Consider the following 23,625-nt stretch of genomic DNA (forward strand, 5'->3'; position numbering starts at 1 on the left):
GCACCCACAGCGGGTGCCGGCCTCGACGTACGTCAGCGGTCTCAGGGCAGCCCGCCACCGGGTCGGGTGCGGCTGCGCGCGATGGGTCAGACGCGCTCGAACACCGCGGCCAGGCCCTGCCCGCCGCCGATGCACATGGTCTCCAGACCCCACTGCGCGTCGCGGCGGACCATCTCTCGCGACAGTGTGGCGAGCATGCGGGCGCCGGTCGCGCCGACGGGGTGGCCGAGCGAGATTCCGGAACCGTGCGGGTTGAGGTGCTCCGAGGTCGGGTCGATGTCCCACTCGCGCATGACGGACAGCGCCTGCGCCGCGAACGCCTCGTTGAGCTCGATGACGCCCATGTCGGCGAGCGTCAGGCCGAGGCGCCCGAGAGCCTTGGCGGTGGCCGGGACGGGCCCGATTCCCATGGTCTCCGGCGCTACGCCCGCGACGGCCCACGAGGCGAGCCGGACGAGCGGGGTCAGGCCGAGGGCGGCCGCGTTGTCGGCGGTGGTGACGACGCACATCGCCGCGCCGTCGTTCTGCCCTGACGCGTTGCCCGCCGTCACCGTGGCATCCGGGTCGGTGCGTCCCATAATGGGGCGGAGTCCCGCGAGCGTCTCGACGGTGCTGTCGGCGCGGGGGTGCTCATCGGTGTCGACGACGACGTCGTCGCCCCTGCGCTGCGGAACGCTCACCGGCACGATCTCGTCGGCGAACACGCCGGACTCCTGGGCGGCGACAGCGCGCTTGTGCGACTGCACGGCCAGCTCGTCCTGCTCCTCGCGGCCGATTCCGTACTCGCGGCGGAGGTTCTCGGCGGTCTCGATCATGCCGCCATCGATGACGTGCGAGTGGCCGCCCACGGTGGTGCGGGCGCGGCCGAGACGGTCCACGAGCGAGACGCCGTCACCCTTGATGCCCCAGCGGGGGGACGGGGTGGCGTAGAACTCGACCTGGCTCATGGACTCGACGCCGCCGGCCACCACCAGGTCGACGCCCCCGGAGGCGACCTGCAGCGCGCCGGTGATCACTGCCTGCAGGCCGGAGCCGCAGCGGCGGTCTAGCTGCATGCCGGGAACGTCGATGCCGAGCGGCGAGTCCAGGGCGGCGATCCGGCCGATCGCGGGCCCCTCGCCACTCGGCGAGCCCTGACCGAGGATCACGTCGTCGACGTCCGCACTGGTCAGTCCGGTGCGTTCCACCAGGGCGGTGAGCAGCCCGGTGGCGAGGGCGCCCGCGTCGAGGTCGCGGAACACGCCGCCGAAGCGGCCGACCGGGGTGCGTAGGGGTTCACAGATGACGACGTCACGCATGGTTTCTCCTCAGGGGAAAGGGGGGCTGGGGGCGAAGGGGGCCGGCCGCTTCCGGGCCCGGGCGAGCTAGCGGTTGACGGTGCCGAGATCGGCGGACAGGGCGCGCGCGGCGTCCAGGATGACGGGGACCAGGTCGTCGTGGAGCTGCTCCAGGGAGTATCGGGCGGCGTGGGTCGAGACGTTGAGTGCGGCGACGACCCGCCCGTCACGGTCGCGTACCGGCGCGGCCAGTGAGCGGAGTCCGGGCTCGAGCTCCTGGTCGACCAGTGACCATCCGCGCGCGGAGATGACGGCGAGCTCGGCTCGCAGTGAAGCCTCGTCGGTGAGACCGTGCGGGGTGATCGCGCGCATATCGGTGTCCGCCAGGTAGGCGTCGAGCTCGTCCCCCGGCAGCGCGGCCAGCAGTACCCGGCCCATCGAGGTCGCGAACGCCGGGAATCGAGTGCCGATGGTGATGCCGATGTTCATGATGCGCCGGACCTGGACGCGTCCGACGTAGACGATGTCCGACCCGTCGAGCACGGCCACGGACGAGGACTCGTCGAGGCGGGCGCTGAGCTTCTCCAGGTGCGGCTGTGCCAGTTCGGACAGCGGCATCGAGGACAGGTAGCTGTAGCCCAGGTCCAGCACGCGCGGGGTCAGCCAGAAGCTGGTGCCGGCGGTGTCGACGTAGCCGAGCTCGACCAGGGTGTGCAGGAATCGACGCGCCGTGGCGCGGGTCAGTCCGGTAGCGCGGGCCACCTCGCTGAGGGTCTGCCTCGGGTGGTCCGCGTCGAAGGCGGTGATCACGGCGAGACCGCGCGCCAGGGACTGGACGAAGTCGGGGGAGGCGGACCGCTCGACGGTCGACGTGCCCGTGGGCTCGGTGGTCGCGGCGGGGTCGGTACTCACTGCATCTGCTCTCTCGGTGCTGGAGGCGGTCATACCCGGCCCGGGGCGGAGGCGGAGGTGAGGTGGTCACGTAGCACTTCGGTGACCCGGTCGGGGATCTCGACGGTGGGGACGTGGGCGGCGGGGGAGAGCGTCACGAACCTCGAACCCGGGATGCCGTCCGCGATCTCGCGGAGCACGTCGGGCGGGGTGGACGGGTCCTCGTCCCCGGCCAGGACCAGCGTCGGGCAGCTGATCCGGCCGAGGTCGGCGCGGTTGTCCCAGCCGGAGAGTGCGTCGCACGCGGCAGCGTAACCCTCGGCTGCGGTCCCCACGACCATCTCGCGGAGTCGCGCCACCAGTTCGGGTTCCGCCTCGGCGCGGGCGGGGGTAATCCACCGGGCGACCACCGCGTCGGCGACGGCCTCCGTCCCGCCCGCGCGGACGGCCGCGGCGCGCTCGATCCACCCGGACGGCTCCCCGAAGCGCGCGGCGGTGCACAGCAGCGCCGCCGAGAGGATCCGCTCCGGCGTGTTGACGGCGAGCCACTGGGCCACGGCGCCGCCCAGTGACAGGCCGGTCACGTGGAATCGGTCCACCTCCAGCGAGTCGAGAAGTGCGAGTACGTCGCCCGCGAGGTCGGCGATGGTGGCCGGGCCGGGAACGACCGCCGAGCCGCCATGACCGCGATGGTCCACGGCCACGACGGTGTGGTCGACCCGCAGGTCCCGCGCCTGCGCGTCCCACATGCGCCGGTCGGATCCCAGGGACCCGAGCAGTACCACGACGGGAGTCTCCGGTGAGCGGGGGCCGCTGACCTCGTACGACAGGGTGGCGGGCATGCATCCGTCCTTTCGTGGGCGATCGGTGATGGGCACCACGATACGTCCAATGTGTGCGAATTGCGAACGCTTGTGCAATACGCGAACACGCACTACGGTGCGTGACATGACCAACAAGATCTTCGCCTCGGCCGCCGACGCGGTCGCGGATATCCCGGACGGCGCCTCCCTCGCCGTGGGAGGTTTCGGTCTGGTCGGCATTCCCGCCGTCCTCATCGACGCGCTCCTCGAGCAGGGTGCAACCGATCTGCGCACCGTCAGTAACAACTGCGGCACGGACGGATTCGGCCTCGGCAAGCTCCTCGAGGCCCGGCGTATCTCCCGGACCACCGCCTCGTACGTGGGCGCCAACAAGGAGTTCGCCCGTCAGTACCTGAACGGCGAGCTCGAGGTGGAGCTCACGCCGCAGGGCACCCTCGCCGAGCGCATGCGCGCCGGCGGCGCCGGGATCCCTGCCTTCTACACCCCGGCCGGTGTCGGCACGATGGTCGCCGACGGTGGCCTTCCGCTGCGCTACGACGGCCAGGGCGGGGTGGCCGTGGCCTCCGAGCCCAAGGAGGTCCGCGAGTTCGACGGTGTGCCCTACGTGCTCGAGCACTCCATCGTCACCGACTTCGCACTGGTGCACGCACGCAGGGCGGACACGGCCGGCAACGTGCAGTTCTACGGCACCGCCCGCAACTTCAACCCGGATGCCGCCATGTCGGGTCGCGTCACCATCGTCCAGGCGGAGGAGATCGTCCCCGCCGGCGAGATCAACCCGGCCGACGTACACCTGCCCGGCATCTTCGTCCAGCGTCTCGTCGAGGTCGGTCGCCAGGAGACCGGTGTCGAGATCGAGAAGCTCAGCAGTAAGGGAGAGGACCGGTCATGAGCTGGACCCATGAGCAGATGGCGGCCCGCATCGCCGCCGACTTTAGCGACGGCCAGTACATCAACCTGGGTATCGGCATGCCGACCCTCATCCCGGACTATTTGCCCGAGGGCGTCCAGGTCACCCTCCACTCGGAGAACGGCATCCTCGGTGTGGGCCCGTATCCGACCAGTGAGCAGCTGGACCCGGAGATGATCAACGCCGGCAAGGAGACCATCACGGCCGCGCCGGGCGCCGCGTTCTTCGGTTCCTCGGACTCGTTCGCGATGATCCGCGGCGGCAACGTCGACGTTGCCGTGCTCGGTGCGATGCAGGTGTCTCAGGTCGGCGACCTGTCCAACTGGATGATCCCCGGTGCGATGGTCAAGGGCATGGGCGGCGCGATGGACCTCGTCCACGGTGCCGGCAAGGTCATCGTGATGATGGACCACGTCACCCGCAAGGGCGACATCAAGCTGATGGCCGAGAACACGCTGCCCTACACCGGTCGGGCCTGCGTGCAGCGTGTCGTCACCGACCTCTGCGTCCTCGACATCACCGACGAGGGCTTCCGTCTGGTCGAGCTCGCCCCGGGTGTGACGATCGACGAGGTCCGCGAGAAGACGGGCGCCCCGGTCCACGCCTGACGAGCCCGGCCGCCGGGTGTACGTCGCGTCGAGCGTCCGACACGGGGTCGGATCCTCACTAGTGTGAGGTCCGACCCCGTCGTCGACTCCGGAAGGCCTCCGCGAATGAGCATCCCCACCCCGGTCACCGTCACCGTCACCGGCGCCGCCGGCCAGATCTCCTACGCCCTGCTGTTCCGGCTCGCGGCGGGCGGCGTCTACGGCAAGGACACCCCCGTCAGACTCCGGTTGCTGGAGGTCCCCTCGCAGACCGGCGCGGCGGAGGGCGTGGCGATGGAGTTGGAGGACTGCGCTTTCCCGGCCCTGGCCTCGATCGACATCACCGACGACCCGGCTGTGGCCTTCGACGGGGCCGGCGCCGCCGTCCTGGTCGGTGCCCGCCCCCGCGGTCCCGGCATGGAGCGCGCCGACCTGCTCACCGCCAACGGCGCGATCTTCCGGGACCAGGGTCGGGCGATCAACGACCACGCGGCCGAGGACGTGCGTGTGCTCGTGGTGGGCAACCCCGCGAACACCAATGCCTACATCGCCCACCGCCACGCCCCGGATGTGCCGGCGGAGCGGTTCACCGCCCTCATGCGGCTGGACCACAACCGGGCCCTGAGTCAGCTCGCGGCCCGGCTGGACGCACCGGTGGGGGAGCTGGACCGGGTGGTGGTGTGGGGCAACCATTCGGCCACGCAGTTCCCCGACGTCAGCTACCTGACCCGCGGTGGTGTCCCCGTCGCCGACGGACTCGACCGGCAGTGGCTCGAAGACGATTTCATCCCCCGCGTCGCGCGCCGGGGCTCGGAGATCATCGAGGTCCGGGGCTCGTCGTCGGCAGCGTCCGCGGCAGGCGCATCGATCGTCCACATGCGGGACTGGGTCCGCGGTACCCCCGAGGGGAGCTGGGCCACCGTCGCACTGCCGTCGCGGGGCGAGTACGGCACCGTCCCCGGCGTGGTCACCGGCCTGCCGTGCCGTAGTGACGGCGGGGAGTGGCAGGTCGTCGAGGGCCTGGAGATCGACGACTTCCAGCGTGCGCGCATCGACGCGTCGGTGGCCGAGCTGGTCTCCGAACGTGACGCGGTGCACGGCCTGGGACTGGTCGACTGATCCGGTGTCGCTGATCGGCGCGGGTCGGCCCGCCTGTGCGGGTGGGCCTGCGCCGACGGCGTGTGTCGGCCCCGGGCGCTCACGGCCTACGATGGGCGGGTGACGACTCCAGCTTCCCCCGCCCCGAACACCGACCGCGCGGACGCCCTGCCCGCCTCCTGGAACCCAGGTGAGGTGGAGGCGGAGTTGTATCAGCGTTGGGTCGACGCCGGTTACTTCGAGGCCGATTCCGCCAGCGCCAAGCCCGCCTATTCGGTGGTGCTGCCGCCGCCCAACGTGACGGGCAGCCTGCACATGGGGCACGCGCTCGACCACACCCTGATGGACGTGTTGACCCGACGCAAGCGCATGCAGGGTTTCGAGGTGCTGTGGCTGCCGGGCATGGACCACGCCGGCATCGCCACCCAGACCCTCGTCGATCGCAAGCTCCGCGAGGAAGGCATCGACCGGCACGAGATCGGCCGTGAGGCCTTCATCGACAAGGTCTGGGAGTGGAAGGCCGAGTCCGGCGGCACGATCGGCGAGCAGATGCGCCGACTCGGCGACGGCGTCGACTGGTCGCGCGAGCGGTTCACGCTGGACGACGGACTGTCCCGCGCCGTGCAGACAATCTTCAAGGAGCTGTTCGACCAGGGCCTGATCTACCGGGCCGAGCGCCTGGTCAACTGGTCGCCCACGCTCCAGACCGCGATCTCGGACATCGAGGTCAAATACGCGGACGTCGAGGGCGAGCTCGTGAGCTTCCGTTACGGCTCGATGGACGATTCGGAGCCGCATCTGGTGGTGGCCACCACCCGTCTCGAGACGATGCTCGGTGACACCGCGATCGCGGTGCACCCGGAGGACGAGCGCTACGCCCACCTGGTGGGCACGCAGATCCCGCATCCGTTCCGCGAGGGCTGGACCATGCGCGTCGTGGCTGACGACTACGTCGACCCCGAGTTCGGCACGGGCGCCGTCAAGGTCACCCCGGCGCACGATCCGAACGACTTCGCGATCGGCCAGCGCCACAGCCTCGAGATGCCCACGATCATGGACGTCACCGGCCATATCACCGGCACGGGCACCCGTTTCGACGGGATGGACCGCTTCGAGGCCCGCAAGGCCGTCCGCGAGGAGCTCGCCGCCCAGGGTCGCATCGTCAAGGAGGTGCGCCCGTACCTGCACTCGGTGGGCCACTCCGAGCGCTCCGGCGAGCCGATCGAACCGCGCCTGTCACTGCAGTGGTGGGTCCGCGTCGAGGAGTTGGCGCGGATGTCCGGTGACGCCGTTCGCGACGGTGACACCGTGATCCATCCGACGAGCCAGGAGCCACGCTGGTTCGACTGGGTCGACGACATGCACGACTGGTGCATCTCCCGTCAGCTGTGGTGGGGGCACCGGATCCCGATCTGGTACGGCCCCGAGGGGGAGGTCGTCTGCGTCGGGCCGGACGACCGGGCGCCCGCCGGCTACACGCAGGAGTCCGACGTGCTCGACACGTGGTTCTCCTCGGCGCTGTGGCCGTTCTCGACGATGGGCTGGCCCGAGCGCACCGCCGACCTGGAGCGGTTCTATCCCACGTCCGTGCTGGTCACCGGTTACGACATCCTGTTCTTCTGGGTGGCCCGGATGATGATGTTCGGCACCTTCGTGGGGCAGCGGCTCACCGGTGATAAGTCGGCCCCGGGCAGGGTGCCGTTCACCGACGTCTTCCTGCACGGCCTGGTCCGTGACGAACACGGGCAGAAGATGTCCAAGTCCAAGGGCAACGGCATCGACCCGCTGGACTGGGTGGACCGCTTCGGTGCCGACGCGCTGCGTTTCACTCTCGCCCGCGGTGCCAACCCCGGCGGCGACCTGTCGGTGGGCGACGACTCGGCCCAGGCCTCGCGCAACTTCGCGACCAAGCTGTTCAACGCCACCCGCTTCGCGCTGATGAACGGTGCGACAGTGGGGACGCTGCCGGAGTCCTCCGCGCTCACCGACGCCGACCGCTGGATCCTCCGGCGTCTCGGCGAGGTGCGCGTGTCCGTCGACGACGCACTGGAACGCTACGAGTTCTCCAAGGCGTGCGAGACGCTCTACCACTTCGCGTGGGACGAGGTCTGTGACTGGTACCTCGAGCTGGCGAAGGTCCAGTTCGGTGGCGACGACGAGGCCCGCTCCTCCGATCGGGCCGGGTACACCAGGCTGGTCCTGGGCCACGTTCTCGACGCTGTGTTGCGGATGCTGCACCCGGTGATCCCGTTCGTGACCGAGACGCTCTGGACCGCGCTGACCGGGCGGGAGTCGCTCGTCGTCGCCGAGTGGCCCGCCGATGTCGTCCCCACCGGCGACGCCGCGGAGTCGGTCCGCCGCGTGGGCGATGCCCAGACGCTCGTCACCGAGATCCGCCGGTTCCGCTCGGATCAGGGGCTCAAGCCCGGCCAGCGGGTCCCCGCCCGCCTGTCACGGACCGACGAGGCGGACCTGCCGTCCGACCTGCTCGACCAGGTCACGTCGCTGGCCCGGTTGACCCCGGCGGAGGCCGACTTCACCGCCACGGCGTCGCTCGAGGTCCGCCTGGGCCTGTCGACGGTCGGCGTGGAGATCGACACCTCCGGGACGATCGATCTGGCCGCCGAGCGCCGCCGGTTGGAGAAGGACCTCGCCGCCGCGCGCAAGGAGCTGGAGACCACGGGCGCCAAGCTCGGTAACGAGGCGTTCCTCGGCAAGGCCCCCGACCACGTGGTGGACAAGATCCGCGCCCGCCGCGACCTGGCCGAGGCCGAGGTCGAGCGCATCGGCGCCCGCCTCGAGGGAATGCCCGCCGGGAGTGGATCGGCGTGAGCGATCGCAAATGGCTCCCGCCGCACGACCCGGAGGAGGGGTGGGACACCCCCACCGAGGAGGACGTCGCCGACATGCTCGGCGAGGACGGCCTCGTGGCCGGCGTCTCCCTCGGCGGGCCGCTCCCCGGTGACGAGGAGGGCGACGGCGACGACCATCTGCCGCCCCGCCCGATCCCCGAGGTCGGCAGCCCCGAGTGGCAGACCGACACGGCCGAGCTGGCCGCGGTCGAGGAGGAGTTGTCCGCCCGGTGGCCCGAGTCCCGCCTCGAGCCCAGCCTCGACCGGATCAGCGAGCTGACCTCGGTCCTCGGCGACCCCCAACACGCGTACCCGGTCGTTCATGTGGCCGGCACCAACGGCAAGACCTCGGTCACCCGGATGGTCGACGCCCTGCTCCGCGCACTGCACCAGCGCACCGGCCGCAACTCGAGCCCGCACCTGCAGACCGTGACCGAGCGCATCGCCCTCGACGGCGAGCCGATCACCGCCCGGTTGTTCGTGGACACCTACCGCGAACTGCAGCCGTACCTCGAGCTCGTCGACCAGCGGTCCGAGGCGGCCGGTGGTCCCCGCATGAGCTACTTCGAGGTGCTGACCGCGATGGCGTTCGCGGCGTTCGCCGACGCGCCCGTCGACGTGGCCGTGATCGAGACCGGGATGGGCGGCACGTGGGATGCCACCAATGTGGTGCGGCCGGCCGTCGCCGTCGTCACCCCCGTCGGCCTGGACCACACCGACTATCTCGGCGAGGACCTCGCCACCATCGCGGGGGAGAAGGCCGGCATCATCCAGCCCGCCCCCGCCGACGACCTGCTGCCCCGCGACCCGGTCGCGGTGATCGGTCGCCAGGAGCCCGAGGCGATGGAGGTCCTGCTGAGGCGGGCCGTCGAAGCGGGCGCCGTCGTGGCCCGTCTCGGCTCGGAGTTCGACGTGATCGACCGCCGCCTGGCCGTCGGTGGGCAGCAGCTCACCCTGCGCGGCCTCGGGGGCGAGTACACCGACGTCTTCCTTCCGCTGTTCGGCGAACACCAGGCCGAGAACGCCGCCACCGCCCTCGCCGCGGTCGAGGCCTTCTTCGGCGCCGGTCCCGGGCGGACGCTGGACCCCGAACTCATCCGCGCCGGGTTCGCCGCGGTCGACAATCCGGGGCGTCTCGAGCGACTCAGCTCGAGCCCCACGGTCCTGGTCGACGCCGCCCACAACGGGCACGGTGGTCGCGCTCTCGCGCAGGCCATCACCTCGGAGTTCGACTTCAAGCGGCTGGTCGCGGTGGTGGCGATGCTCGACGGCAAGGACGCGGACGCGTTCCTCGCCGCGCTCGAGCCGGTCGTCGAGGACGTCATCGTCACCCGGGCGGCCTCGCCCCGGGCGATGGCGCCCGAGGATCTCGCTCGGATCGCCGAGGAGCGGTTCACGTCCCAGCGTGTCCACGTCGTGGACACGCTCCCCGACGCGGTCAGCGCCGCGCTCGACCTGGTGGGGGTCCCCGACCCGACCGCCGACGACGACGTCTCCGGCGTCGGCGTACTCGTCACGGGGTCCGTGGTGACCGCCGGGGCCGCACGCAGCCTGTTCGGAAAGGACGCACAGTGAGCAACCCCGACACCGGCGGCTCCGCCGGCCCCGCGCTCCACGGCACCACAGCACACGCGCCCTCGGTGGATCCGTGGAAGGGGCTGCGCGGCATCATGGCCGGCACGCTCTTCCTCGAGGCCATCGTGATCGGGCTCGTGCTCACGGTGATCGCGCGTCTCGACGACGGCGCCCACTTCCAGTCGTGGAAGGTGTGGTTCGTCAGCCTGCTCGCCGTGGCGATGATCGCGGCCGCGGGACTGCAGCGCAGGCCGTGGGCCATCCCGATGAACATCGTCCTGGCCACACTCGCGGTGGTCCCGGGGTGGATCGTGCACTGGTCGATGGGCGTGTGTGGCCTGATGTTCGCCGCGGTGTGGGCGTACATCCTGTACCTGCGGTACGACCTGAGTCGACGGATAGCCGGCGGGTATCTGCCCAGCCAGCACGACTGAGCCCGCGGCGCTGCTTGTAGCATTGCGTCCGTGACCGAGAGAACCTTCTTCCTCATCAAGCCCGACGGCGTCGAGCGTGGCCTCACCGGCACGATCCTCGCCCGCATCGAGGCCAAGGGCCTGACGATCGCGGCAATGGATCTTCGACAGGTGCAGCGGGAGACCGCGGCCGAGCACTACGCCGAGCATGCCGAGCGTCCCTTCTACGGTGACCTGCTCGAGTTCATCACCTCCGGCCCGGTCGTCGCCGGCGTCCTCGAGGGCCCCCGCGCCATCGCCGCGTGGCGTCAGCTCGCGGGCGGGACCGACCCGGTCGAGAAGGCCGCCCCCGGCTCGATCCGTGGCGACTTCGGGCTCGAGACGCAGCTCAACCTCGTCCACGGTTCGGATTCCGAGGAGTCCGCCGCCCGTGAGATCGCCCTCTGGTTCCCGGGCCTGGCCTGAGGGCTCCGCACCTCCGGGTCGCTGCGTCGACCCGACCTCCTCACGCGCCCGTCGGTCCCCGGACCGGCGGGCGCGTTCTCGTCTGTCGTGCCCGCGCGGCGACGCTTGAGCGTCGGGTGTGGGAGAATGGCCGAAGCTCATCCTGGCGAGTGGTCTACCAGTCCGCCCCGGAACGAGCGCCCGCCACCGTGGCCGGTTCCGATCGGTACCGCGGACCAACAGACATCGCCCCGCCTCGGCGGGGCCGAGACCAGAAACGCCCGACCCCGTGCGGCGGCGTGGGTCACCGTGATCGGTGACGTGATCGCGCCCGGAGTCCGGCCAGAGGAGACACGTGTCGGATCCGAACCTGACCATCGACCATCTCAATGCGTTGCCCGAGAGGATGCGCGCACACGCGGCCGCCAAGGCCGTGGGCATGACGAGCAAGGAGTTCCTCGCCGCCATGTCCGGGATCGGCGTGGAGATCAAGAGCGCCCAGTCGGGCGTGACCCGCGGGGTGCTGCTCACCTGGTTCGAGGGCCGTCAGCGGGGTGCCGCAGGCTCGACGGACGCGGCTGCGGCGCCGGCGCCCGCAGCGGCCGAGCCCGAGACTGCCAGCGGCGCTGTCACCGGGGCCGGGGCCCCTGCGGCCCCGGCGAAGAAGACCCCTGCCAAGAAGGTCGCGGCGAAGAAGGCGCCGGCGAAGTCGGCCGCGAAGAAGGCCCCGGCCCGGAAGTCCGCCCGGTCACAGGACCCGGCAGCAAAGGACCCGGCAGCGCAAGACTCGACTGCGGCGGGATCAGCTGCGGATACCGTCGCCACGGGCTCGACCGACCAGGTCACAACCGAGCCGGAGCCGGCCGCGAAGAAGGCCCCCGCACGCAAGCGCAGCGCCAAGAAGTCGACGGCGCCGCAGGCTGATACCTCGGCCCCCGCCACGTCCTCGGAGCGACCGGCGCTTCCCGAGGCGATCGTCACCGGCGAGGTCGGCTCGGCGGACTCCGGCAATCGGCGCCGCCGGTCCTCGGCCAGCCCGTCGTTCTCCCCGCTGTTCCTGTCCCCCGACGAGTCGGAGGGGCGCAGCAGTCGGGCGTCGGGTTCCGACCGGCCCGGCAGCGGTGATCCTGTTCGCGGCTCTGACGGTAGCGATGCGAGCGGCGACCAGGCGAGTCAGGACGACAACCGCGACGACGACGATCAGACGAGCCAGGGCGAGGGCGGAAACCGCCGCCGCAGGCGTGGTCGCCGTGGCCGCGGCCGTGGGCGTGGCGAGGGTGGCGACGACCAGAACCAGAACACCGACGACGACGCCACCGACCAGTCGGGCGACGGCTCGGGCACCGGCTCCGGCTCGGACACCGACGGGCACGAGGATGCCGACGGTAAGGACGACAAGTCGAACACCGGACGCGACGGCTCCGCCAGCACCGCGCCCGGCGCGAGCGACGACGCGGACAGCGGGACCGACTCGAACGACCCCGACTCCGACGACGCTTCGGACGGCTCGGATTCGTCGCCCTCGGGCTCGCGTCGCCGACGCCGTCGTCGTCGTCGCAGTGGGGGCTCCGGCTCCGGTTCCGACGACAACCAGGGCGCGGTCGACGACCCGCCCAACACCGAGATCCACGAGCGCGACGGCCGCCAGCGCTCCGGACGCGGGGGACAGGGCTCCGGCACCTCCACCGACGAGGTGCAGGGCATCACCGGTTCGACCCGCCTCGAGGCCAAGCGCCAGCGTCGCCGGGACGGCCGGGAGGCCGGCCGCCGCCGTCAGCCGATCCTGTCCGAGTCCGAGTTCCTCGCCCGGCGCGAGTCCGTGGACCGCGTCATGGTGGTGCGCGAGAAGCCGCGCGTCGACGGCAAGGGGATCATGACCCAGGTCGGCGTACTCGAGGACAAGGTGCTCGTCGAGCACTTCGTCACCACCGAGTCCGCGCGCTCGATGGTGGGCAACGTCTACCTCGGCCGCGTGCAGAACGTGCTGCCCAGCATGGAGGCGGCGTTCGTCGACATCGGGCGTGGCCGCAACGGCGTGCTGTACGCCGGGGAGGTCAACTGGGAGGCCGCCGGGCTGGGCGGCAAGGCCCGGCGTATCGAGCAGGCGCTCAAGCCCGGTGACATGGTTCTGGTGCAGGTCACCAAGGACCCGGTCGGGCAGAAGGGTGCCCGCCTGTCCACGCAGATCTCACTGGCCGGCCGCTTCCTGGTGTACGTGCCGGACGGCAACTCCGCTGGGATCTCGCGCAAGCTCCCGGATACCGAGCGGCGTCGCCTCAAGGCGATCCTCAAGGACGTTGTCCCCGAGGGCTCCGGCGTGATCATCCGCACGGCCGCCGAGGGCGTCAGCGAAGAGGAGATCGGCCGCGACGTCGAGCGTCTGGCCGGGCAGTGGACAGAGATCTCCGAGGACGCCGCCAAGCGGACCTCCTCCGGCGCCGGCAACCCCGTCGCGCTCTACGAGGAGCCCGACCTTCTGGTCAAGGTCGTGCGTGACCTGTTCAACGAGGACTTCACCAAGCTCGTCATCCAGGGCGAGACGTCGTGGAAGACCGTCCACGACTACGTCTCCCGCGTCGCTCCCGAGATGGTGGAGCGGCTCGAGCGCTACGACAACCCCGAGGTCGACGTGTTCGCCACCCACCGCGTGGACGAGCAGCTGGCCAAGGCGCTCGAGCGCAAGGTGTGGCTGCCGTCCGGCGGCTCGCTGGTCATCGACCGCACCGAGGCCATGACGGTCATCGACGTCAACACCGGCAAGTACACCGGTTCCGGCGGCAACCTCGAGGAGACCGTCACAAAGAACAACCTCGAGGCGGCCGAGGAGATCGTGCGGCAGCTGCGGCTGCGCGACGTCGGCGGCATGGTGATCATCGACTTCATCGACATGGTGCTGGAGGGCAACCGCGACCTCGTGCTGCGGCGCCTGACCGAGGCCCTCGGCCGCGACCGCACGCGTCATCAGGTCTCCGAGGTCACGTCGCTCGGACTGGTGCAGCTGACCCGGAAGAAGCTCGGTACCGGCCTGGTCGAGGCCTTCTCCACCCCGTGTGAGCACTGCCATGGCCGCGGCCTGATCGTGCATACCGACCCGATCCACACCGAGTCGCACAACGCCGACGAGCCGGGCACCCGCCGTGGCCGGCGCCGCGGCGGCAAGGGTGGCGATTCCGCGTCGTCCTCCTCCGAGCCTGCCGCGACCAAGCAGGCTCCGCGCAAGGACGGCCCGGCGCCGTCCGCGCACCCGGCCGCCCTGGCCATGGGGCGGCAGACGCCCGAGGCTGACGAGACGGCGACCGACGACGGTCGCGCGGAGAAGCCCGCGGCCGCGGCGTCCACGGCGGCGGAGAGCACCCCGGTGGTGGACGAGGCCACGTCCGCGACCGCGACGACGCCCGCGGACACGAGCTCCGCGGACACGGCTACCGACGCCGCGGCCGCGGCTGCGGTCGGGCCGACTCAGGCGACGGAGAAGGCCGACGAGGCCGACGACTTGTCCGTCGCGGAGTCCTCGGACGCCGCGGGGGCCACGCGTCCGACTCGCCGTCGCCGAGCGACCCGCCGGTCGACCTCGAGCGCACCGGCGCCGTCCACCGCCGCCCGGGACTCCGCGGCCGCAGAGCTCGCCGAGACCCCGCAGGCGGGGACCGCAGCGGTGGCCGAGGCCGCCGAGGCGGTCGCCGAGGTCTCGCCCGCCGACGGTGCCGCCGGCACCGCGGCAGGCGCAACCGCGGACGGTGGCTCGTCGGGCGCGCAGTCGGAAGGACAGTCGGGGCGCCGCCCGCGACGGCGGTCCGGTCGCCGCGAAGCCGGTGCCGCGGTTGCGGCCGCCGCGCCGGAGTCCGCCCCCGGGGCCCCGGCCGCCAAGGTCGAGGCAGCGGCGCTGGCAGAGGCGCCGACAGCAGTGGTCGCGGAACCGCGTCAGCGTCCCGCCCGCCGCCGGGCGACCCGGTCCACGACCGCTCCCGGGGGCGCCTGAACGCAGGGGCGCGGAGCCGGTGGCACGGTCGGTTTGACCTGCTGTGCCACCGGACCGTAACCTTGACAGGTCGCTCGTCGCGGCGCTATGTCGCTGCGCGAAGAGTCGCGGGCCGGTCCTCCAGGGGATGGGCGTCTGCGATCCTGGCCGATGAGAGTCGGCGAGCAAGTAAGAACACCGCACACACGGTGTGGTCGCCCTGCGCGGCCGCACACCCGAGAAGCAAGGGGAAGCCCTCCATGTACGCGATCGTCAAGACCGGCGGCAAGCAGTACAAGGTCGCCGAAGGGGACCACGTCAAGGTCGAGAAGATCGAGGGCGAGGCCGGTACCTCCGTGTCGCTGTCCCCGATCCTCGTCGTCGATGGTGCTTCGGTCACCTCCGATGCGGACGCGCTGACCAAGGTCACCGTCTCCGCCGAGATCGTCGAGCAGACCAAGGGTCCCAAGATCCGGATCCACAAGTTCAAGAACAAGACCCGTTACCACAAGCGTCAGGGCCACCGTCAGAAGCTGACGGTCGTCAAGATCACCGGTATCAAGTAGTCGTCTCGGCCGGTACAGGCCACCAGCTCAGCGCCTCCGGGCGTGTTCCCTTAAGGAGGGACTGACATGGCAAGTAAGAAGGGCGCATCCAGCACCCGTAACGGTCGTGACTCCAACGCCCAGCGCCTCGGCGTGAAGCGCTTCGGTGGCCAGGAGGTCAACGCCGGCGAGATCCTGGTCCGCCAGCGCGGCACCAAGTTCCACCCGGGCGTGGGCGTCGGCCGTGGCGGTGACGACACGCTGTTCGCTCTCTCCGCCGGCGCGGTGGAGTTCGGCACCAAGCGTGGCCGCAAGACCGTGAACATCGTGCCCGCCGGCGCCGAGGCCTGACCCGGTAGCCACCACAGTCACGATTCGCCCTCGGGGGCCGGGCGGGGTCTGATGACTCCACACCCGGCCCCCGAGAGCATTTATCGGGCAGTATCGGACTACGCATCCACTGACCCGACCCCCACCGGCCACCACCAGGAGGAGCCCACACCATGTCGAGATTCATCGACCGCGTAGTCCTCCACCTCGCCGCGGGGGACGGCGGCAACGGCTGCACCTCCGTGCACCGTGAGAAGTTCAAGCCGCTCGGCGGCCCCGACGGCGGCAACGGCGGCCGCGGCGGAGACGTGGTGCTCGTGGTGGACCCCCAGGTCCACACGCTGCTCGACTTCCACTTCCGCCCCCACGCCCGTGCCGGAAAAGGCCAGCCCGGGATGGGTGGGAACCGAAACGGCGCCAACGGTGACGATCTCGTGTTGGCGGTACCGCCGGGCACCGTCGTCCTCGGCTCGGACGGCGAGCCGATCGCCGACATGGTCGGGACCGGCACCCGGTTCGTCGTCGCCGAGGGCGGCAAGGGCGGCCTGGGCAACGCCGCGCTCGCCTCGCGCTCGCGTAAGGCCCCGGGCTTCGCGCTGCTGGGGGAGCCCGGCGGCGTCTTCGATGTCACCCTCGAGCTCAAATCGATGGCGGACGTCGGGCTGGTCGGCTTCCCGTCGGCGGGCAAGTCGTCACTGATCTCGGTGATCTCGGCCGCCAAGCCCAAGATCGCCGACTACCCGTTCACCACCCTCGCGCCCAACCTCGGCGTGGTCTCGGTGGGGGATGACACCATCACCATCGCTGACGTTCCCGGGCTGATCCCCGGCGCCAGCGACGGACGCGGCCTCGGCCTCGACTTCCTGCGCCACATCGAGCGCACCGCGGTCCTCGCCCACGTGGTGGACTGCGCGAACCTGGAGTCCGACCGCGACCCGATCTCCGACGTCGACGCCCTCGAGGCCGAGCTCGCCGCCTACCAGTCCGAGCTCACCGACGCCGGCATGGGCCACCTGGCGGACCGGCCCCGCGTGGTGGTGCTCAACAAGATCGACGTGCCCGACGCCGCCGACATGGCCGAGATGGTCCGCGGCCACTTCGAGGCCAAGGGCTGGCCCGTGTACGCGATCTCGGCGGTGGCCCACAAGGGCCTCGAGGAGCTCAAGTTCGGCCTGTACGAGTTGGTCAAGGCCCACCGCAAGGCCAACCCGCCCGCGGCCCCCGAGCGGATCGTGCTGCGGCCCAGGGCCGTCGATGCGGACCAGTTCGATATCCGGCGCGACCCGGACGAGCCCGACGGCTTCATCGTGCTCGGCGCCAAGCCGGAGCGATGGATCCGTCAGACCGACTTCGCCAACGACGAGGCCGTGGGCTTCCTCGCCGATCGCCTGGCGCGCCTGGGGGTGGAAGAGGCGCTCATCAAGGCCGGAGCCGAGGAGGGTTGCTCCGTCACGATCGGTGACGTCTCGTTCGAGTGGGAGCCGCAGACCCCGGCCGGCGTGGACCTCATGCGGATCGGTCGCGGTACCGACATGCGCTTCGAGTCGACCGATCGCGTGGGTGCCTCCGAACGCAAGTACCGCAAGCACGTCCGTCGCGGTCTCATCGACCCGGACGAGGAGACCCTCGAGTGACGGTCGAGTCGGAGCTTCGCCGCCGGATCGGGACCGCCCGACGAGTGGTGGTGAAGATCGGCTCCTCGGCCATCACGAGCTTCCACGGCGGGATCCGCCGTGCCGAGCTCGACGCTCTCGCCGACGTCTGCCAGGCCCGCATGGCGGCGGGCTCGGACGTCTTCGTTGTCTCCTCCGGGGCGATCGGGGCCGGGATGGCCCCGCTGCGGATGCCCGCGCGCCCCACGACCCTGTCCGCCAAGCAGGCCGCCGCCAGCGTCGGCCAACTGGAGTTGGCGCGGGCGTGGGGTGACTCGTTCGCCAGGCACGACCGGGTGGTCGGGCAGGTGCTGCTCACCGCCGCCGACATCGGGCGACGCGACAGCGCGGCCAACGCCCAACGGACCCTGGACCGGTTACGGACGCTGAGCGCTGTCCCGGTGATCAATGAGAACGACACCGTGGCCACCAACGAGATCAGGTTCGGCGACAACGACCGGTTGGCGGCCCTCGTCGCACACCTGATCAGTGCCGACGCACTCATCCTGCTCTCGGACGTCGATGCGCTGTACGACTCCGATCCACGCAAGGGCGACGCCAGGGCCGTCACGATGGTCGGCGGGGCGGGCGATCTCGACGGCGTGATCGCCGGCCCCGGCGGTGCGCTGGGCACCGGGGGGATGGCCTCGAAGCTCGCCGCGGCCCGCCTCGCGGCCGACGCCGGGGTGCCCGTCCTTCTCACGGCCGCCGAGCGTGCCGCCGAGGCCCTCGCCGCCGAACCGGGAGTGGGCACGGTGTTCGCGCCGCGTCCCGAGCGGATGTCGGCGCGCCGGTTCTGGGTGCGTCACGCCGCGGACACGAGTGGCTCGGTGGCGCTCGACGACGGTGCGGTGCGGGCGATCACCGGAGCACGCCGTTCGCTGCTGTTGGCCGGCGTGACCGGGGTCGAGGGCCTGTTCCACTTCGGGGACGTGATCGAGATGCACGACCAGGCGGGTCGAGCGGTGGCCCGGGGCATCGCCCAGTACGACTCGGTCGAGGTCCGGACCCGGCTGGCCGAGCGCGAGTCCGGCGCTGCCGCGGGGCAGGGCCGCCCCCTGGTGCACGCGGACGACCTCGTCGCCCTCTGATTTCAGAGCCCGTCGACCTGTCCCTCGGTGTGGACCGGGGTCACCGTGCCCTCTTCGAGGTTGTAGAGCGCGCCGACGATCGCGGTGCGTCCCTCGGTGATCGCGCGGTCGACAGCGGCGGACTTCTCCCGGATCGCGGTGACGGTCTGACGGACGTTCTCGATGACGATGTCCTGGTACCCGGCCTCCGGGTCACGGCGCGCCTCGAACACGGCGGGCGCGATGCGCTCCACGACGTCCCGCAGATAGCCCGACGGCGTGGAGTGCGAGTCGATCGCCTTGATCGTCGCGCCGACCGCGCCGCACGAGGTGTGGCCCAGCACCAACGTCAGCGGGATGCGCAGCGCGTCGACCCCGAACTCGACCGACCCGAGCACCGACGGGTCCACGATGTGGCCGGCGTTGCGGATCACGAACAGGTCGCCGAGCCCCTGGTCGAACACGACCTCGGCGGGCACGCGCGAGTCGGAGCAGCCGAAGACCTGGGCGAACGGGTTCTGCTGTCCGGCGAGCTCGGCGCGACGCGAGGGCGCCTGGTGCTCGTTGAGGTTCTCTCCGGCCACGTAGCGGGCGTTGCCGCGGAGGAGTCGTGCCAGGGCTGTCTCGGGTGTTGTCGCGATCTGCATACCCCTAGTGTGCTCCTCGCCGGTCACGCTGGATCCGGCAGGGCGGCATCGGTGAGCTCGAGTACCTCCACGCAGTCGCCGTCGATGGTCAGGGTCGCCTCGTCGTGCGCACGGGTGCGCCCGCGGTTGAGAACCGCGACGGGCTTGCCGGTGGTCACCGCCCGCCGCACGAACCGGTATCCGGACCGGACGGTGAGAGACGATCCGACGACGACGACAACGTCGGATTCGTCCACCAGAGCGTTCGCCTCCTGCACACGGGCGGCCGGGACGTTCTCGCCGAAGTAGACGATGTCCGGTTTGAGCATCCCCGCACAGCCGGGGCAGTCCATCATCCGGAAGTCGGCGGTATCGTCCAGGACGGCGTCCGCGTCGGGAGCCACCTCGATCGCACCGCGTGACGCGACGCGTTCGGCGAAGTCCGGGTTGAGGGCCTCGAGATCCTCGTGCAGCGCCCACCGGCTGCGGCGGGCCCCGCAGCCCAGGCAGGGGCCACCGCGTAGGTGCCGTGCAGGTCCACGATCCGACGGCTGCCCGCCTTGAGATGCAGTAGGTCCACGTTCTGGGTGATGATGCCCGAGACCAGGCCACGACGCTCCCAGTCGGCCAGCAGCAGATGCGCCGCGTTGGGGCGGGCGGCCTCCATGTGGCGCCAGCCCAGGTGGTTGCGGGCCCAGTAGTGACGGCGGAAGCCGGGATCGCCCACGAACTGCTGGTACGTCATCGGCGTGCGGCCGGGGGAGTCCGGCCCCCGGTAGTCGGGGATCCCGGACGGCGTGGAGATCCCGGCGCCGGTCACGATCACCGTTCGGCGGCCCCGCATCAACTCGGCCAAGGCGGCGGCCCGCTCGGCCGGATCGCGGTCCGGGGCGGTGCGCTCGGCGGGGGTCCAGGCGGTCTCTCGGACCCTGACCATCACAGGCCCCCGGGCCCCGAGGGGTCGTGCGCGCACACCACGTCCAGGGTGTCGGCCCGTCGCCGCGCGAGCGCGGCCAGACCGGAGTGCGTCATCGCGATCGCGCCCGGCTCGAGCGCGAACGCCCGCTCCTGGAGGGGGATCACGGCAGGTGTCCGGACCGACGGGTCGATCTGGCCGCGATGGTAGAAGGCATCGCCCGCGTGGAGGACGTCCTTGCCGACGGGTGTCTCGTCGTCGTCATCGTGGCCGGCGCCCGCGCCACCCGGCACGAACACGCCGGCGTGACCCGTGGTGTGGCCCGGCAGATCGACGAACATCATCCCCTCGGCGATGTGGTCCAGGGACAGCATGCGGAACCCCTCCCACCTGTCGGACCCGAACTCGTACTCGGCGTAGTTCGGCCCGTGCGCCAGCTGGGCGCGCCGGTATCGGCGACGCTCGACGAACCGCGGCAAGCGCACCGCCCGGGTCAGACCCTGCGTGGTGACGTGCACGGTCGCGTCCGGGAAGTCGGCCAGGCCGCCGATGTGGTCGACATCGAAATGCGTCAGCACGATGTGTCGGACGTCGCGCGGGTCCAGGCCCAGCGCCCCGATGCGGTGTACAGCCGTCTCCGCCGGATCCAGCGCCGGGCGCACGAGGTGCCGCAGCGGACCCAGCCGACCGGCCGGATCCGCGATGTCCTGCAGGCCGATGCCGGAGTCGACCAGCACCAGCCCGCCCGGCGCCTCCACCAGCAGGACGCGAGTGGGGGAGATGCCCGCCATGGTGCCGCAGTTGAGCTGGTGGATACGCATGGCAGGAACGGTACCGTGGCCACGTGCGCCATGACTCCGTGCTGGACCCCCGGCCCGTCGTGTCCGTCTCGGCAGCCCCGGGTCTCGCGGGCCCGACGGAGGGCTGGCCGTACTCGATCCCCGCCGTGGTGCACCTGCTCCGCGACGGTCTGGAACTCGACGACCTCACCGTGCTGGTGGGCGAGAACGGGACCGGTAAGTCGACGATCGTCGAGGCCGTGGCCATGGCGTACGGGCTGGGCGCCGAGGGCGGATCCGTCAACGGCAGGGACGTCACCTGGGCCTCGGAGTCGCCGCTGCACGAGTCACTGCGACTGGTGCGGGGCGGGGCGGCGTCGAAGTGGGGATACTTCCTGCGCGCCGAGACGATGCACGGCATGTTCACCTACCTGCAGTCCAGCGGCCCGGAGCAGGATTTCCACGCCCGAAGTCACGGGGAGGCGTTCTGGGACATCCTCTCGACCTCGCGTTTTGATGGCGGCGGACTGTTCGTCCTGGACGAGCCCGAGGCCGGACTGTCGTTCGACGCGCAGCTCAGGTTGGTCGCGCTGCTGCTCGAACTGGCCGACCGTCGGGGTGCGCAGGTGCTGATGGCCACCCACTCGCCGATCCTCGCCTCCGTGCCCGGCGCCGCCGTCTACGAACTCTCCGATTCGGGGATGCACCGGGCCCGCTGGGAGGACCTGGCGATGGTCGACCACCACCGCAGGTATCTCGAGGCGCCGGAGAGATACCTGCGGTATCTGCTGGGGTGACGGGGCACACTGGACCCATGACCAATTCCGCATCCCGCCCCGGCCGGACCACGGGCGAGGCCAGGCCCGTCCACCCCGTCTACCCCGCGTGGCAGCCGCCGTCGACGTCGCGCGCGGCCAACGCCGGCCCGCTGCCCGCGCCCGAGCCGGGGTTCGAGCCGGACATCATCGTGGTGGGGCACGGACTCGCCGGTCTGGTCGCCACCTACGAGGCGAGCCGTGCGGGCAAGAAGGTGCTGGTGGTGGACCAGGAGAACGAGAAGAACCTCGGTGGCCAGGCCTTCTGGTCGCTCGGCGGGCTGTTCATGGTGGACACCCCCGAGCAGCGGCGGATCGGGATCTCCGACTCCCTCGAACTCGCCTGGCGGGACTGGCTCGGCTCCGCCGCGTTCGACCGCCCCGAGGACGCGCGGCCGCGCGAATGGGCGCGCGCCTACGTCGAGTTCGCGGCCGGGGAGAAGCGCCGGTACCTCCACGATCTGGGGCTGCGGATCGTCCCCACCGTCGGCTGGGCGGAGCGCGGCGGCGGGGAGGTCGACGGCCACGGCAACTCCGTCCCGCGCTTCCACGTGACCTGGGGGACCGGTCCGGAGGTGGTGCGCGTGTTCGAGGAGCCCGTCCGCGACGCCGCCCGGGAGGGTCGGGTCCGGTTCGCCGTGCGGCACCGGGTGGACGAGATCGTGGTCGAAGACGGCCGCGCCGTGGGCGTGCGCGGCGCGACGCTGGTGCCCTGCGATCTCGACCGCGGCGTGGCCTCCCCCCGCGAGGAGACCGGCGAGTTCGAGTTCCGCGCCAAGGCGGTGCTGCTGTCGTCGGGTGGCATCGGCGGCAACCCGGATCTCGTGCGGAAGTACTGGCCCACCGCCAAGCTCGGCGAGGCACCGAGGGACCTGATCGTGGGCGTCCCCGAGCACGTGGACGGGCGGATCCTCGAGATCTCCGCGGACGCCGGCGCCAACCTGATCAACCGGGACCGCATGTGGCACTACACGGAGGGCGTGGCCCATTTCGCGCCCATCTGGCCCTCGCATGCCATCCGGATCATCCCCGGCCCGTCCACCCTGTGGCTGGACGGCAACGGCGACCGCATGCCCGTGCCGCTGTTCCCCGGCTACCACACCACCGCCTCCATCGAGGCCATCCGCAGAGCCGGGCACGACTACTCGTGGTTCATCCTCGACTCGTCCATCGCCGGTAAGGAGTTCATCCTGTCGGGGTCCGAGCAGAACCCGGAGCTGACCGACAAGAGTCTCAAGAAGTTCGCCTCCAAGGCAGGAAGCGGGCTGCCGCCGTCGATCGCCGACTTCACCGAGAAGGGGGTCGACTGGGTGGTGGCCGACTCCATCGAGGAACTCGTGGCCGGGATGAACGAATTGGTGAACGAGGACGAGCCCGAGCTGGATCTGGAGAAGGTTCGAGAGTTCGTACTGGCGATGGACGGGCAGATGGACAACCCGTTCGCCAAGGACGCCCAGGTCCAGGCGATCCACAATGCCCGTCGTGTGCTCACCGACAAGCTCACGAGGATGGCCAAGCCCCATCGTCTGCTCGCCGATTCCGGGCCGGGCAAGGGGTCCGCGGCGGGCTCCGGTGGGCCGTTGATCGCGGTCAAGGTGCACCTGATGACCCGCAAGACGCTCGGCGGGATCGAGACCACGCTCGATTCGCAGTGCGTGGCCGAGGACGGGCAGCCGTTCCCGGGCCTCTATGCGGCGGGCGAGGTTGCCGGCTTCGGCGGTGGCGGCGTGCACGGCTACAACTCGCTCGAGGGCACGTTCCTCGGCGGCTGCATCTTCTCGGGGCTCAAGGCCGGCCGCGCGATGGCCCGCGAGGTCTGAGCCTCCCTTCAGCGGCCCGCGCGGCCTCGCCATTTCCGCAGCGGCGCGGGAGGCCGTTCCGGCCCGGCGATGGTCGTCACCACCGCGGAGATGGTCGCCGCCCGTGCGACGACATGCGGCGCACCCCGCACTGGTGATGACCATCTGGGGGGGGTGTCCCTATGGTGATTGTCAAGGGTTTTGGTGACGGAATGCGAGGGTTCTATGCTGCGGCGGCGACTTTGGTCGGTGCTGGTGGTTCTC

19 protein-coding genes and 1 pseudogene are annotated in these 23,625 nt (G+C 71.1%); 14 read left to right on the forward strand and 6 right to left on the reverse strand.

The window, feature by feature from the left end; all coding sequences use genetic code 11:
• Positions 1-86: 86 nt before the first annotated feature.
• The 3 genes from ACWIFB_RS16705 to pcaD all read right to left on the reverse strand — a co-directional run bounded on the left by ACWIFB_RS16705 (position 87) and on the right by pcaD (position 3,010).
• On the reverse strand, positions 87-1,298 hold the full coding sequence (locus tag ACWIFB_RS16705) for an acetyl-CoA C-acetyltransferase (RefSeq protein WP_454058832.1): 1,212 nt from the start codon (positions 1,296-1,298) through the stop codon (positions 87-89).
• Between the two features lie 66 nt (positions 1,299-1,364).
• Positions 1,365-2,222, reverse strand: coding sequence for an IclR family transcriptional regulator (locus ACWIFB_RS16710; RefSeq protein WP_452099362.1), 858 nt, complete (start codon positions 2,220-2,222; stop codon positions 1,365-1,367).
• Entirely contained in the window at positions 2,219-3,010 is a 792-nt protein-coding gene (gene pcaD / locus ACWIFB_RS16715; protein ID WP_454058833.1) for a 3-oxoadipate enol-lactonase, read from the reverse strand. Before pcaD ends, ACWIFB_RS16710 begins: the two co-directional genes overlap by 4 nt.
• 106 nt (positions 3,011-3,116) lie before the next feature.
• Between pcaD and ACWIFB_RS16720 the strand changes: the two genes are divergently transcribed.
• The 12 genes from ACWIFB_RS16720 (at position 3,117) to proB (ending at position 18,447) form a co-directional block, all read left to right on the forward strand.
• On the forward strand, positions 3,117-3,884 hold the full coding sequence (locus tag ACWIFB_RS16720) for a CoA transferase subunit A (RefSeq protein ID WP_454058834.1): 768 nt from the start codon (positions 3,117-3,119) through the stop codon (positions 3,882-3,884).
• Positions 3,881-4,510 (forward strand): 3-oxoacid CoA-transferase subunit B, encoded by a 630-nt coding sequence (locus ACWIFB_RS16725; RefSeq protein ID WP_454058835.1) that lies wholly within the window; start codon positions 3,881-3,883, stop codon positions 4,508-4,510. Before ACWIFB_RS16720 ends, ACWIFB_RS16725 begins: the two co-directional genes overlap by 4 nt.
• Before the next feature lie 105 nt (positions 4,511-4,615).
• Positions 4,616-5,608: a malate dehydrogenase gene (locus tag ACWIFB_RS16730; RefSeq protein WP_452099366.1), complete on the forward strand. Its 993-nt coding sequence runs from the start codon at positions 4,616-4,618 to the stop codon at positions 5,606-5,608.
• A gap of 99 nt (positions 5,609-5,707) precedes the next feature.
• Positions 5,708-8,419 carry a valine--tRNA ligase gene (locus tag ACWIFB_RS16735; protein ID WP_452099367.1) on the forward strand — a complete coding sequence of 904 codons (2,712 nt, stop codon included), beginning with the start codon at positions 5,708-5,710 and terminating at the stop codon, positions 8,417-8,419.
• On the forward strand, positions 8,416-10,014 hold the full coding sequence (folC, locus tag ACWIFB_RS16740; protein WP_452099368.1) for a bifunctional tetrahydrofolate synthase/dihydrofolate synthase: 1,599 nt from the start codon (positions 8,416-8,418) through the stop codon (positions 10,012-10,014). Before ACWIFB_RS16735 ends, folC begins: the two co-directional genes overlap by 4 nt.
• Entirely contained in the window at positions 10,011-10,448 is a 438-nt protein-coding gene (locus ACWIFB_RS16745; protein ID WP_452099369.1) for a DUF4233 domain-containing protein, read from the forward strand. The genes folC and ACWIFB_RS16745 overlap by 4 nt, the downstream gene beginning before the upstream one ends.
• 30 nt (positions 10,449-10,478) lie before the next feature.
• Entirely contained in the window at positions 10,479-10,892 is a 414-nt protein-coding gene (ndk, locus tag ACWIFB_RS16750) for a nucleoside-diphosphate kinase (RefSeq protein ID WP_230930849.1), read from the forward strand.
• A 334-nt stretch (positions 10,893-11,226) separates the two neighbouring features.
• Positions 11,227-14,850 carry an Rne/Rng family ribonuclease gene (locus ACWIFB_RS16755; RefSeq protein ID WP_454058836.1) on the forward strand — a complete coding sequence of 1,208 codons (3,624 nt, stop codon included), beginning with the start codon at positions 11,227-11,229 and terminating at the stop codon, positions 14,848-14,850.
• 239 nt (positions 14,851-15,089) lie between these two features.
• Positions 15,090-15,395: a 50S ribosomal protein L21 gene (rplU, locus tag ACWIFB_RS16760; RefSeq protein ID WP_230929591.1), complete on the forward strand. Its 306-nt coding sequence runs from the start codon at positions 15,090-15,092 to the stop codon at positions 15,393-15,395.
• Positions 15,396-15,461: 66 nt separating this feature from the next.
• On the forward strand, positions 15,462-15,725 hold the full coding sequence (rpmA, locus tag ACWIFB_RS16765) for a 50S ribosomal protein L27 (RefSeq protein ID WP_182633316.1): 264 nt from the start codon (positions 15,462-15,464) through the stop codon (positions 15,723-15,725).
• A gap of 152 nt (positions 15,726-15,877) precedes the next feature.
• On the forward strand, positions 15,878-17,338 hold the full coding sequence (gene obgE, locus ACWIFB_RS16770; protein WP_454058837.1) for a GTPase ObgE: 1,461 nt from the start codon (positions 15,878-15,880) through the stop codon (positions 17,336-17,338).
• A complete protein-coding gene (gene proB / locus ACWIFB_RS16775) occupies positions 17,335-18,447 on the forward strand; it encodes a glutamate 5-kinase (RefSeq protein ID WP_454058838.1) in 1,113 nt (370 codons plus the stop codon). The genes obgE and proB overlap by 4 nt, the downstream gene beginning before the upstream one ends.
• 2 nt (positions 18,448-18,449) lie before the next feature.
• Here the strand turns inward: proB and ACWIFB_RS16780 are convergent, their stop codons facing one another.
• The 3 genes and pseudogenes from ACWIFB_RS16780 to ACWIFB_RS16790 form a co-directional block, all read right to left on the reverse strand.
• The gene (locus tag ACWIFB_RS16780; protein ID WP_452099374.1) at positions 18,450-19,073 is read right to left on the reverse strand and encodes a carbonic anhydrase; all 624 of its coding nucleotides are present in this window, start codon (positions 19,071-19,073) and stop codon (positions 18,450-18,452) included.
• Positions 19,074-19,096: 23 nt separating this feature from the next.
• A pseudogene (locus ACWIFB_RS16785) lies at positions 19,097-19,989 on the reverse strand (Sir2 family NAD-dependent protein deacetylase).
• Positions 19,989-20,789: an MBL fold metallo-hydrolase gene (locus ACWIFB_RS16790; RefSeq protein ID WP_454058839.1), complete on the reverse strand. Its 801-nt coding sequence runs from the start codon at positions 20,787-20,789 to the stop codon at positions 19,989-19,991. The pseudogene ACWIFB_RS16785 and the gene ACWIFB_RS16790 overlap by 1 nt, the downstream one beginning before the upstream one ends.
• Positions 20,790-20,812: 23 nt before the next feature.
• Here ACWIFB_RS16790 and ACWIFB_RS16795 point away from each other — a divergent pair, with 23 nt between their 5' ends.
• Positions 20,813-21,544 (forward strand): AAA family ATPase, encoded by a 732-nt coding sequence (locus ACWIFB_RS16795; RefSeq protein WP_454058840.1) that lies wholly within the window; start codon positions 20,813-20,815, stop codon positions 21,542-21,544.
• A 17-nt stretch (positions 21,545-21,561) separates the two neighbouring features.
• Positions 21,562-23,382 (forward strand): FAD-binding dehydrogenase, encoded by a 1,821-nt coding sequence (locus tag ACWIFB_RS16800; protein WP_454058841.1) that lies wholly within the window; start codon positions 21,562-21,564, stop codon positions 23,380-23,382.
• The last annotated feature ends 243 nt before the right edge of the window (positions 23,383-23,625 follow it).

It is taken from the genome of Dietzia sp. NPDC055340, assembly GCF_053645335.1.